Origin of the sequence: Methanosarcina barkeri MS, from assembly GCF_000970025.1 — an archaeon.
Classification (GTDB): Archaea; Halobacteriota; Methanosarcinia; order Methanosarcinales; family Methanosarcinaceae; genus Methanosarcina; species Methanosarcina barkeri.
Genome location: NZ_CP009528.1, coordinates 2,402,900 through 2,415,561, shown reverse-complemented (window position 1 = coordinate 2,415,561; position 12,662 = coordinate 2,402,900). Strand labels below are relative to the sequence as shown.

8 protein-coding genes are annotated in these 12,662 nt (G+C 39.0%); 3 read left to right on the top strand and 5 right to left on the bottom strand.

Features of this window, described 5'->3' with window-relative positions:
• Positions 1-203: 203 nt before the first annotated feature.
• Both MSBRM_RS09795 and mtnP read left to right on the top strand, forming a co-directional pair.
• Positions 204-1,340 (top strand): DUF373 family protein, encoded by a 1,137-nt coding sequence (locus tag MSBRM_RS09795; protein WP_048117375.1) that lies wholly within the window; start codon positions 204-206, stop codon positions 1,338-1,340.
• 92 nt (positions 1,341-1,432) lie between these two features.
• Positions 1,433-2,209 carry an S-methyl-5'-thioadenosine phosphorylase gene (gene mtnP / locus MSBRM_RS09790; protein WP_048122814.1) on the top strand — a complete coding sequence of 259 codons (777 nt, stop codon included), beginning with the start codon at positions 1,433-1,435 and terminating at the stop codon, positions 2,207-2,209.
• A 779-nt stretch (positions 2,210-2,988) separates the two neighbouring features.
• Here mtnP and MSBRM_RS09785 read toward each other — a convergent pair.
• The 3 genes from MSBRM_RS09785 to hsdR all read right to left on the bottom strand — a co-directional run bounded on the left by MSBRM_RS09785 (position 2,989) and on the right by hsdR (position 8,785).
• Positions 2,989-4,716, bottom strand: coding sequence for a restriction endonuclease subunit S (locus tag MSBRM_RS09785; protein WP_052712806.1), 1,728 nt, complete (start codon positions 4,714-4,716; stop codon positions 2,989-2,991).
• Positions 4,713-6,164, bottom strand: a complete 1,452-nt coding sequence (locus MSBRM_RS09780) for an HsdM family class I SAM-dependent methyltransferase (protein ID WP_048155540.1) — start codon at positions 6,162-6,164, stop codon at positions 4,713-4,715. Before MSBRM_RS09780 ends, MSBRM_RS09785 begins: the two co-directional genes overlap by 4 nt.
• A 332-nt stretch (positions 6,165-6,496) precedes the next feature.
• The gene (gene hsdR / locus MSBRM_RS09775) at positions 6,497-8,785 is read right to left on the bottom strand and encodes an EcoAI/FtnUII family type I restriction enzme subunit R (RefSeq protein ID WP_218104567.1); all 2,289 of its coding nucleotides are present in this window, start codon (positions 8,783-8,785) and stop codon (positions 6,497-6,499) included.
• 1,076 nt (positions 8,786-9,861) lie between these two features.
• Between hsdR and MSBRM_RS09770 the strand changes: the two genes are divergently transcribed.
• Positions 9,862-10,830: a right-handed parallel beta-helix repeat-containing protein gene (locus tag MSBRM_RS09770; protein ID WP_141706399.1), complete on the top strand. Its 969-nt coding sequence runs from the start codon at positions 9,862-9,864 to the stop codon at positions 10,828-10,830.
• A gap of 229 nt (positions 10,831-11,059) precedes the next feature.
• Here MSBRM_RS09770 and MSBRM_RS20340 read toward each other — a convergent pair whose 3' ends face one another.
• The gene (locus MSBRM_RS20340) at positions 11,060-11,779 is read right to left on the bottom strand and encodes a hypothetical protein (RefSeq protein WP_141706400.1); all 720 of its coding nucleotides are present in this window, start codon (positions 11,777-11,779) and stop codon (positions 11,060-11,062) included.
• 634 nt (positions 11,780-12,413) lie between these two features.
• Positions 12,414-12,539, bottom strand: coding sequence for a hypothetical protein (locus MSBRM_RS21745; RefSeq protein WP_255361919.1), 126 nt, complete (start codon positions 12,537-12,539; stop codon positions 12,414-12,416).
• Positions 12,540-12,662: the final 123 nt, after the last annotated feature.

Genomic DNA, 12,662 nt, shown 5'->3' with positions numbered 1-12,662 from the left:
CTGATTTTTGAAAGTAAATCTCACGCTACAAGCTTAATAAAGTATAAATTAAAATAGTATGCTTGTAAAAAGTAAAGCAACTTAATTGATTAAAAGAGTTTATGCAAAACTCCGGCAGGAAAGATATAAGAGCCAAATCAGGATATCGTATTCATAAAAAACTCTCTGCGATAGAGTAAGCCATTGAAAGCTATAGAGGAAATATGCAGACCTTAGTTATATGCATAGACAGGGATAACGATCTGGGCGAAAAAGCAAAACTCGAAACCCCAATAGTAGGACGGGAGGCAAATGTTCAGGCTGCCGTTGCACTTGGGATCGCAGACCCGGAGGATTCTGATACCAACACTATCTTCGGTGGAATCAGGATTCTTGATGAATTACGGGCAAACGGAGCCGATGCTGATATAGTTTCTTTTGCAGGAGACAAAAACGTTGGAGTGATCTCAGACCAGAAAATTGCCGAACAGCTTGAAACATTTCTCAATGTGAATGACGTGCAACGGGCGGTATTCGTTTCGGATGGGGCAGAAGACGAAACGCTTGTGCCTATTGTCCAATCCCGTATGAGAATTGACTCTGTAAAAAGAATTGTAATAATGCAGAGCCAGAATCTGGAAAGTACTTACTATATCCTGAAACATGTTTTTAGCGACCCGAAAATCTCCCAGACTTTTTTTGTACCTTTAGGGCTTGCTTTTCTCATTTATGCAATATTTTTGCTTGCAGATTATCCCGACGGTGCAGTTGTGGGAATTCTTGCAGCTGTAGGGCTTTACATGTTATACAGGGGTTTTGGACTGGACGATCTTGTTGCTCTTGAAAAAGAAAAGCTCTGGGACGCTTTTCTTGAACAGAGAATGGTTTTTATCAGCTATACGGCTTCCTTGCTTACACTCCTTGTAGCAACTGTGTACGGAGCTATGGAAGTATGGAAGCTTTACTCGGCAGATGGAGTATGGTATGAAGGGATCCTTACGCTTGTCTCGGTATTCATCAATGCTTCAGTCTGGTGGTATGCAGGAGCCATGTTGCTTGCCGACCTTGGAAAAATCTTCGATTTAAGGATGGAAAATAAGCCCATTTATAAAAATGTCGCGATTTCTTTATTTGTGATCGCAACAGGGCTGCTCTTCTGGGGTGCAAGTACATACATTTTAGCGACGGCTTCCCTTTCGGAAGGCATTACTAATGATGCATCCGTTGCCCTCCAGTACTTTGTATATTCGGTCGCAGTTGCGATTATTATTGCCCTTGCAGGCATAAAATACAGTGTATCAAACATGGTCTCCGAAAATGAAGAGAAAGGAAGAAATAAAAGAAGGAAAAAACTCGCCTGACCGCAGGCGACCTGCCATAAACTTTGAAGTTCGACGGGGTTAACAAAATCGAAAATGGGGGTGGCAGTAAAAACCGTCAGGAAGATAATAAAATGGAAAAAATACCTGAAAACGTTGAAATTGCAGTGCTCGGTGGTGTCGGTTTTAACTCTTACCAGGAATTTGAAAGCCGGTTAGTAAGCACTCCATATGGAGAGGTTACAGTTTATCTTACTACTGTAAGAGGGAAAAAAGTTGTAGTAATCCCCAGGCATGCAGGAGAAAACCATATTCCTCCTCACAGGATTAATTACAGGGCCAACATCTGGGCTGTGTATTCTATCGGGGCAAAACGTGTAATCTCCACAAATTCCGTAGGGTCAATGCGAGGGCATCCGGTGGGTAGCTTTGTAGTACTTAATGATTTCATAGATTTTACCCGGAACCGGCCTTCCACCTTTTATGATGACAAAACCGTACACGTCGATGTATCTGAGCCCTACTGCCCTGAGATCAGGATAGCCCTTAGAGGCGCTCTGGAAAAACAGGGACTACCATATACCGAAGGAATTTATGCCTGCACGGAAGGCCCACGTTTTGAGACCAGGGCCGAAATCCGCATGATGAACCAATTTGCAGATGTTGTGGGTATGACCGGTGTACCTGAAGTGAGCCTTGCAAAAGAACTCAGCCTCTGTTATGCTTCTCTTGCCATTATCACAAATCAGGCTTGCGGAATGACCACACAGAAACTAACTGCTGACGAAGTTACCGAAGTTGTGGGAAAAGCTCAGGACGCAATCTTTGAGATTGTTTCAGATACAATAGAAAATATTCCCGAAACTCGGAACTGCAGGTGCAGATTTGCTAAGGACGGAGCCTGTTTGTGAAGTACCTATGAGCTTTAGATTAGTGAATTAACTGAGCCAGAGCAACGTCATTAGCTGTCTTAAACCGAATTTGTCACGCTCGACGCAGGAGAGCGGCCTTTCAAAAAAAGAAGTTAAAATAATAGCGTCTTTGTGTTTGTTTTTTAATACAGAGAGATTTCCTGACTCCTGTATGTAAAAAACTTTTTATTTTATTTTTTGCTTCTTCGGCTGGCCCGAGCTGCGCTCGGTAAAAGACTGGTTTTAAACGATAATTATGATTTTTCGGGACTTTTTATCAAATCAGTTATATTTTTAAATAGCAGCTCCTTTAAATTAGTAAATTAACTGAACCAAAGCAGCGTCATTAGTCGTTTTAAACCGAATTTGTCACGCTCGACGCAGGAGAGCGGCCTTTCAAAAAAAGAAGTCGAAATAATAGCGTCTTCGTGTTTGTTTTTTAAGACAAAAAGATTTATTGACTCCTGTATATAAAAAACTTTTTATTTTTGCTTTTTGCTTCTTCGGCCTGGTTAGAGCGTTCTATTTTGTGCAAATATATGTCCAGTGTTCACAGTTTTGAAAACTATAAAATTTACTGTATTCTGTATCTTAAAAGCTTTTTATTTTTGTTTTTTTGCTTTTTTTGCCGAGCCCGAGCTTCGCTCGGTGAAAAACAGGTTTTAGACGATGAATATGGTTTTCTGGGATTTTTACCACATTATTTTTATTTTTGGGGCCGGAAACTCTCTTCAACAACCTCTTTCTATGAGGCTAAAAAACTGAAAACAAAATTCAATTTATTTCAGTTTAATAGTCGCCACCTGTAGCGGGATAGGTTTCTCCAATTCCGTTTTTTCGGTGTCCTCTCCTTCTAACAAACCCTTAACAACCGCTTCCATAAGTTTCTCGCTATCTTCCTGTTCTTTTCGGAGGTTTGATTCAAGTTCATCACACAAACCCATGAACTGCTCAACTTTTTCAACGATACGTTTTTGTTCGGCGAGGGGTGGAAGAGGAATTGGAGTCATCCTAAGTTTGTTTTGGGATATATTCATCTGACTTTCAGCCATTCCAGATTTTTGGCTTTCTATATAGTTTTGTGAGAATCCAGTATTTAAGCAAAGAGTGATGAATTCTGGAAATACAAATTCGTCTAACAAATGGAAACGAATTATTTTGTCAGAGATCATTAAATGAGATCGAGTATCTTTTACTAAACAACAAATGCCCACCCGATTTTTAGGTCCTGCGCGAGTTATTAAAATATCTCCTACTTTTACTTCATACTGAGGACGAGGAATTAAATTTTCTGGTAGCTGTTTGTGTTCAGTCCATAGGAACATTAATGGCTGTACAGAAGTAGTTTTTAAAACTCCCCAAGTATCCTCATCTTCAGTAGGATGATTTCTACATGCTGGGCTCCATCCCGCATCCATAAACAAAATTATGCTATCTAAGTTTACGAATTCCCACTTTTCTGGTAAGGTAGGCACATCATCTGTCGCCTCTAATGGTGATAAAGATTTAGTTCCTTTAATTTTCCCAGCTTTAATCAGATTCTTCTTGTCACTATTTATTTTCTCAATCAAAACACTCGCCGGCTCATCCTCTGGATTTTGAGTCACTAATTTTCCCTGAACCGCAAGCTGAAGAATTGCCTGCTTTAATCTTTCTACATTTTCAGGGTTGTCATAGAGAAGATCAAAATTTTCGCAGATATGCTGCCAGCGTTGTTCAAATTCATCCTGTTTTTCTGCGCTGAGCATCCTGTCAAGGGCAGCGCTGTTGAGCTTACTTTGGATTTCTTGTTTTTTCTGGCGGCGGGCTTCGAGTTTGTCGCAGAGAGCCATCAGTTCTTCAACTTTGGAGACAATGCGTTTTTGTTCGGCTAGGGGTGGAATTTTTATGATAAGTCCATAGGCATCCTGTCTATTGAGTCCAGGTATAGCTGTAGCTTTGTTAAACTTTCCAAGATCGAGCGTCTTAAATAAATAATAACTAAAAAAGAGATCTAATCCTTTTTTTGGCGTTACAAAATAAGTTGTGTCTATTGGCCAGAAAGGTTTATCCGATAAATTAACTGCCCCAGCTGATCCTTTACGTCCTATTATTAAAGAAGGCTTATCTACAAGGTATTCAGTGTGAAATCCAACAATTCCGTTTGAACCATATACAGGAAATTCTCCTTCACTGTTACGATATTTTTCAGATAAACTTTTACCGTATTCTATATCATATACTTGCCCAAGTCTTACAGTTTCCCAATTGTTGGGAACTTCAAAATGAATATCATCTTTAGTGACAGGATGTAATTGTTTAGATCCATTATTTTTTTCTTTTTTATTTAGCTTCTTTTTTTCAGTTTTTATTCTTTCAACTAAGATAGAAGCAGGTTCATCATTCGGGTCATGTGGCACAAGTTTTCCCATAACCGCGAGCTGCAAAATAAGTTCTCTCAGTTTCTGGACTCCATTCGGCGCATCGGCAAGGAGTTCAAAGTTTTCGAAAAAAACGTCCGGGTTCATGCGGATTTCCCTGCCAGAGCGGTCATGAGTTCGTTTTTCAGCGCGTTTCGGGTTTCTTTGATTTCGGAAAGGAGGGCCCGGTACTTTTTGAGAAGTTCTTCAGGGTCTCCGAGGTCGTCTTCAGATTCATTGGGGTTTTTGATATCGAGGTTATAGTTGCTGGCGATTACATCTTCGATTTTGACTTTCCAGGCATGTTCGTTTTCTTTTCGGTTATTCCACCAGGCTTTTTCCGGGGCGAATTCTTCTATCCGCATGGGTTTGGTTTTGGAGTAGGACTTATAGCCGGCCGGGTAAGGGTGTTCATAGTACCAGATTTCTTTTGTGGGTTCGCCTTTTGTGAAAAAGAGGAGATTGGTTTTTATGCCGGTGTAAGGGTTGAAGACGCCGTTTGGAAGGCGGACTATTGTATGCAGGTTGCACTCCTGAAGGAGTTTTTCTTTAATGCGAGTCTTTACGCCTTCCCCAAAGAGGGTTCCGTCAGGGAGGACTATTCCGCAGCGGCCTCCGTCTTTAAGAATATGGGCAATCAGGACTAAGAAAAGGTCAGCAGTTTCGCGGGTCTGGAAATTTGCGGGAAAATTTGTCTCTATCCCATCTTCTTCCATGCCGCCAAAAGGAGGATTCGTTACTATCACGTCTACGCGCTCTTTTGGGGTGTAATCGCGAAGAGGGCGAGCAAGGGTATTGTCGTGATGGATGCGGGAAGGAACTTCTATTCCGTGTAAAAGCATATTCGTTATGCAGAGCAGATGTGGAAGCTGCTTTTTCTCAACGCCTGAAATGGATTCCTGCAAAATCCGGTGGTCTTCCACGGATTTCACGTATTTCTTGCGGATGTGCTCGATTGTACTCGTTAGAAAACCGCCTGTTCCGCAGGCAGGGTCAAGGACTTTTTCGCCTAGCCTGGGGTCAACCATGTCCACCATAAACTGGGTAACGGCTCTTGGAGTATAGAACTCGCCTGCGTTGCCTGCGCTCTGCAGGTCTTTGAGGATTTTCTCGTATATCGAGCCGAAGGTGTGCAGGTCTTTTGAACTCGTAAAATCGATCTCGTTGATTTTGTTTATGACCTGGCGGATCAGGGTTCCGTTTTTCATGTAGTTGTACGAGTCTTCAAAAACGTCTTTTATGACAAAGCCTCTCGGATCGTCATCTTCGGAAAAAGAGAGATTTTTCAGGGTTTTGAAGAGTTTTTCATTGACAAAGTCCAGCAAAGTGTCTCCGGTTATGCCTTCAGGGTCTTTCGCCCAGTTCCTCCAGCGCAGTTCTTCAGGAATCGGAGAGACGTAATTTTCGTCCTCAAGTTCGTATTCTTCTTCCCTCGCATCGAAAATCTTCAGGAACAGCATCCAGCCAAGCTGGCTTATGCGCTGAGCATCGCCGTCAACACCTGCATCTTTCCGCATAATATCCTGAATCGTTTTGACTGTAGTATCCAGAGACATGTTTTTTCCCGCACTTAATTTCTTTTTGACTATTCGGTGATTCCAAGTTATTTGTTTTTGATAGCTGCAATATGAGGAGTTAAACCGTTACCTAAAATTAACCGCCAACAACTATTTTGTAATCCCACATAAGTCCTTCGAATCGTATTCTCTTCAAATTCAATTGAGAATTTTTCAACTCGAAAAACATGCAACAATTTTATCATACAGTTATAAAGTTGAATGCATCACTAGAAGTTGTTTCTCAAATTTAATTAAATTTTTAAATTTTCAGTAAATACATGAAATTTACTTTTACCCATACAATTTGAAGAGGATATTTCGAATCAGCCTCACAACGTATAAATCTGGTTTTCAAGCCCTTTGACTGCCTCAAGATAGTTATTCTTGCCCTCAAATCGTTTTATAATTTCCAGTGGGGTTCCCATCCTGTCAAATGGCTGGACTTTGAGCACGTTCAGGCTTTCAAGATCTTCAATCCCATCATCCGCATACTTATCCAGAAGCGCGTCAAGGACTTCCTGTGCATTTTCCCCGTATTTACTAAAATAATCACTCTTTTTGACTCTATCAGCCCTTTCCTTCCTGCTCATCGGCGGACGGTCAAAAGCAACATGGCAAATCAGGTCAAAGGGGTCAAGGTCCTTTCCGACCTCTTCTGCAAGCGCATCGAACAAAACTCCTCTTTCTTCAAGTTCTGAGATAATCTCCTGCTTTTTTTCGGCTTCGTTCCAGTACTTCAAAAAAGAGTCAAGGGACTCAAAATCCTTGAGCAGAGTCTTTCGAGTATAATCTTTCAAGGACTCAGTAATCAATTTTCCATCAGGACCATAGTACTGTGTGCGTTCTATGACCACGTCAACATCCACATCATTCACAAAATACTTTTCCCTATTATTTTCTTCGTCCATGTCTCTGGACTTCCCAGACCCATTCTCGCCTTCAAAATCGTAAATCTCCACTGGCTCGCCATCAAAATCAGGATCAGCAAACAGCTCTGTTGCTTTCTTGAAGTCCATTATTGTAAAATAGAATTTTCCGTAATCCTCATTTATCCTTGTACCCCTGCCTATTATCTGCTTGAATTCGGTCATTGACTCTATGCGTTTATCAAGCACTATCAGCTTGCAGGTCTGAGCATCCACTCCTGTACTCATTAATTTTGAAGTGGTGGCAATTACAGGGTAGCGGCTTTCAGGATCAATAAAATTGTCAAGTTCGGCTTTTCCTTCGGGGTTATCTCCTGTAATTCTCATAACATATTTTCGATTTTCACCTGTAAGGTCCGGGTTTTCATTAACAATAGCTTCTCTCATGCGCTCTGCATGATCTATATTCTCACAAAAAACGATAGTTTTGTCAAAACGGTCGTTAGCTTTCAAAAATTCCGTAACTTTTTTTGCGACCAGTTCAGTCCTTTTCTCAAGCACAAGGTTCCGATCAAAATCTTTCTGGTTGTAGATCCTGTCTTCTATAGGAGTGCCATACCTGTCGACCTGATTCTTTTCCGGCCTCCAGCCTGCAAGGTCTTTGTCGAGGTCAATGCGGATAACCCTGTAAGGCGCAAGGAATCCATCTTCAATCCCCTGTTTCAGGGAATAGGTATAGATCGGTTCTCCGAAATAATGGATATTTGAAACATCTTTAGTTTCCTTCGGGGTTGCGGTCAGCCCTATTTGCGTTGCCGAGGAGAAATATTCAAGGATTTCTCTCCATACAGAATCTTCAGCTGCACTTCCCCTGTGGCACTCGTCAATAATTACAAGGTCAAAAAATTCCGGAGAGAACTGCTTGTAGATATTTTTATCTTCTTCTGTTCCGGAAACCGCCTGATAAAGAGAGAGATAAATCTCGTATGACTTCTCAACCTCATGATTCTGAATTTTTGTCATGGCGTTTCCAAAATGCTTGAAATCGTTAATCCGTGTCTGTTTAATGAGGATATTCCGGTCTGCCAGATAAAGAATTCTTTTCTTTACCCCTGCTTTCCAGAGACGCCAGATAATCTGAAAAGCTGCAAGTGTTTTTCCAGTACCTGTTGCCATAACAAGCAGGATGCGGTTCTGACCTTTCGCGATTGCTTCTACTGTGCGGTTAATTGCTATGCGCTGGTAATATCGTAGTGATTTCCGATGGTCAATAAAATAATTCTGAGTTACAATTTTCTGCCTGCCTTCATCAAGCCCCTTCCATTCACAATACTTCTGCCAGAGAAACTCAGGAGACGGAAAACTTTCCAGCGGAATTTCCGCCTCAACCTTTCCGAAAGTGCCTGTCCGGTCGTGAAACAAAAAGGCGTCCCCATTAGAGCTGAACGCAAAAGGAACGTCCAGCATCTCAGCATATAGAAGTGCCTGCTGCATTCCATCTCCCAGTGTATGTGTATTCTTTTTAGCCTCAACTACCGCAAGAGGAATGTTTGGCTTATAGGAAAGAACGTAGTCGGCTCTCTTTGGCTTTCCCCTGCTTGTGGTCGAGCCTTTTACAATAATCCTACCGTTTGTAAGTTTCACCTCTTCCCTGATTTGGCGTTCTTTCCAGTTAGCCTGTTTTATTGCAGGCGTGATAAATTTCGTACAGATGTCTCGTTCACTCAGTTCCTTTTTGTCTATATCTTCCATCTGGCAGTCATCCGACAGATTTTGCTATATTATAATATAACTTGTTTGTTTATTTCATTACGTCAACTATTTAATTTTTTACGTTTTTATATTATTTGTGACTTTGTATTTTTGATACTCTGCATATTTTATTCTAAGATGGAGCTTGTCACGCTCGACGCAGGAGAGCGGCCTTTCAAAAAAGAAGTTAAAATAATAGCGTCTTTGTGTTTGTATTTTAATACAGAGAGATTTACTGACTCTTGTATGTAAAAAGCTTTTTATTTTTGTTTTTTACTTTTTCTGCCTGGCCCGAGCTTCGCTCGGTGAAAAAAAGGTTTCAGATAATGAATATGGTTTTCTGGAATTTTTATCACATTATTTTTATAAGCGGTGGCGGATATGCTCCCTTTGCTTGCAGCGAGTGCACCAGCTCAACTTTGACGTCTCCTAACCATTCTTGTGTACAATTACAGTTAAAACAGCCATCTTCCCATATCTTGTGACTCGATTAAGCAATCCTGACGTGTGTCACAGGTACAAACGAACGTTTATCCTATTCGGTAACAGCACTTAGACATGCTCAAGTCACAAAATTGATCAGGAATTTTTCTGGAGCCTATGACATATGGCGTTTTTTTGCGAGCTGTTTTATGAACAAAAATAATGATAAGTCGACTTATTTAAGACCGTCTTTAATTACTGGTGTTAAGCCTGATGGTGTTAAGAATCTTCTTGTTTTCTCTATAAATATTGAATGATACGCTTTAGATCAAATTAATGTAGATTTATTGTTTTATCTGGATTCTTGCTTTCAAAATATGCATGTCTATTTGCGGGAAGTGTTTTTCTGCAAACTACGGAGGCATAAACGATATGCAATGACCTGTCTTATTTATAATTTCTGAATAAAGAATCTAATTGAGGTTTATTACTTTTTTTAGATTTATTAATAAATCTGTAAAAGTACTTAATTTCTGACTACTGGCAGCTTTCGACACAAAGCATTTAAAGAATAATGTTTTTGTTGAAGATAATGCAGTAACAGCATGGGTGAGACCTTAATCACCCTCCATTTTTAATAAGAAGAGATAACTATGCCTCTCTCACAAATTAATCAAAAGATAATACTTGTCTTATTTTTAGTCTTTGTCATTTCAGCATTATATATTCTATCTGCAAATAAAGAAAAATATTCTGACACTTTTCTGGGTAATGATAATAGTTCAATAACCAATGTACATCCAGGAGATTCTATACAGCAAGCAATAAACAATACCAGTCCATGTGGCACTGTTACCGTTTATCCGGGATTATACAAGGAGAACCTGGTTGTAAACAGACCTTTGATTATAATATCAAATCCAGGAGAAACGAATAATACTATTGTTCAGGCTGCAGACCCAGAAGAAGATGTATTCAATGTAACTGCGGACAACGTGACGATAAGCGGATTCAACATAAAGGGAACAACGAGTAAAGCCGGTATCTACTGTAGCGGGTCAGGTGGCAATATAACTGGAAATAAGCTAAGTTATAACAATTATGGAGTTTACCTTAACGATTCAAACAGGAGTATTCTGGAAAATAATGAAGTGAATAACAATTCAGTTGGAATCTATCTAAGGAATTCTAGTAATAATCAATTAAAAAGTAACAAAATATCATGTGTTGGAATATTTGTCGGATTAGATAATAATGCAACGGGAATTTATCTCGAAGATTCAGATAACAACAAGTTGATGAGTAGCACCATATCAAAGTTATGGGATGGTGTAAACCTCACTGATTCTTCTAATAATGAGCTAAATAATAACTCAATCTTACAGAACTATCTTATTAATTCGAATAATAATAAAGTTTTGAATAACACTATTGAAAAACTTGGATACTCATATTCAGTTGTTCTTGCAAATTCTCAAAATAACACGTTACAGGGTAACACTGCAAGTCCAAATACTGAAATTAAAGTATTCTATAGCTTTGACAGTAAAAACAATACCTTTGAAGGTGAACGGTATACAGTAAACGAACAAGGGTCTAGATGTGTATACAGGGAAAGATAATGAAAAGCAGTTTGCATGTTGATATCTTGACTTTTTTAATTTAAATCTATCTCGGTAGAGTTGCAGCTCTGCAGTCCGAGTCTCGTCACCCAAGTTCCGTCACCCGAGTGCCGTCTAGGAAGGACGGTGTCCTTTTTTACTAAATTATTTATATATCTAGGCAGTGGCTTTCCCTAATAAACTCTAATGATCCTTTTCATAATTTTCAGGAGCCTTCTAGTTTTTGTGTTTAGCTTGTGGCGACGTAGTCGTATTTTATGCTGATCGCCATATAACCGCAATGTGCGCATTTATAGTGCCTAATTGTTATAAAAATATTCGGGTACTCAAAATGGATATCAGGGGATCTGTATTCTACTAAAGCAAACTTTTTTCCGCATCCTCTGCAGGTTTTTCTATTTTTGTTAATATTCTTTGGTTTGGACTTTGAATTTCTCTGGTCAATTTTGATCTTGATATCTTCACTATTGCAGTACTTGCACTTCATGTATCTTGTTGTTGTTTCTTCATATTTGTCGTAAGTACTTACAATTTTAATAAAAGGTTTTTTAATTTCCTCATAGGCAAATTCCCTATCACATTTTTTACATCTGGAAATATTGTAGTAATTCTCAATTTCATCCAGATATAAGGCAACAAAGACAAATATCATGCCTGCAAAGAACAACGGCATCCATAAAAGCAAGTAATCCTTTTCTAAAATCATTTTTAATATTAGTAGAAAGAATAATAACATGTAGACAGACTTTGTCAATACTTTCAGAGTAGTGATCGTTTCTAAACCTAATAGATTGATCAGATTCGGAGCTCGTTCTTTAGGAAAGTTGTAAAAATCTCCTTCAAAGCTTATTGTCAACGTTCCTGTCTCTCTGTCCAACTCATAACAGGCGTCATCCAGATATCTCTTGTTTATACCTACTGGGAATTCTACATATTTGGGCTTGCTCAATATATCAATGACCAGCTTTTAATTACCTAGCTGTTTTCGGAATGATACATAACTATATATCCGAATAAGATAATCTTTTCGTTTAACTATACTTATTTTTCAAAACTAAATAGCAGAATTTAATTATACATCATTTTTCTGATTCAATTCGTTTTGAGGCTAAAAAATTAAAAATAAAATCTAATTTATTTCAGTCAAATAATCACTGTCTGCAGCGTGATCAATTAGTCCAATTCTGTTTTTGTCACACAAGCAATGCGACTTTTCAGAAAAAAAGTAGAAAAAAATCGTTTCATTGCTTTTGTTTTCTAATAAAGGAAAATTTATTGATTCTCACCTGTTAAAAGTTCTTTGTTTTTGTTTTTCTTCCTGGAACTGACCCAGCGCTCTATTTTCTGCAATAGATGTTCAGTGTTCACAGTTTCAATAAATACAAAATTTACTGTATTCTGTATTTTAAAAGCCTTCTATTTTGTTTTTTGTTTTTTTCTACTTGGGCCGAGCTTCGCTCGGTGAAAGACAGAGTTCAGACGATGAATATGTTTTTCCGAGACTATTTTCCATATTATTTTTATTTTTGGCATACTGCCTGATGAACCTGATGCCTTTTCCGCAAAATCAAAATTGAACTGGCTCATTTCGCTGCATTCCCATTACTTTCGTTTTCGAGAACCTCATTCTCTACACTTTTATTTTCCAGAATTCCATATCCACTATTTTTGTTCTCTGGAATTCCATTCTCCAAGTTTTTATTTTCCAAAGTCGCATTCCCTGCACTTTCATTCCTTTCAGAACCATTACCCGTACCCGCATTGCAAACTTCACTGATGTTGTTGGTTTCTTTAATCAGATTCTGCAGTTATAGGAAAATTCTCATCCTTTT

Excerpts from the sequence above, each read along its gene's own strand:
- MSBRM_RS09795 (WP_048117375.1), top strand. The coding sequence starts at position 204 with ATGCAGACCTTAGTTATATGCATAGACAGGGATAACGATCTGGGCGAA.
- mtnP (WP_048122814.1), top strand. The coding sequence starts at position 1,433 with ATGGAAAAAATACCTGAAAACGTTGAAATTGCAGTGCTCGGTGGTGTC.
- MSBRM_RS09785 (WP_052712806.1), bottom strand. The coding sequence starts at position 4,716 with ATGAACCCGGACGTTTTTTTCGAAAACTTTGAACTCCTTGCCGATGCG.
- MSBRM_RS09780 (WP_048155540.1), bottom strand. The coding sequence starts at position 6,164 with ATGTCTCTGGATACTACAGTCAAAACGATTCAGGATATTATGCGGAAA.
- hsdR (WP_218104567.1), bottom strand. The coding sequence starts at position 8,785 with ATGGAAGATATAGACAAAAAGGAACTGAGTGAACGAGACATCTGTACG.
- MSBRM_RS09770 (WP_141706399.1), top strand. The coding sequence starts at position 9,862 with ATGCCTCTCTCACAAATTAATCAAAAGATAATACTTGTCTTATTTTTA.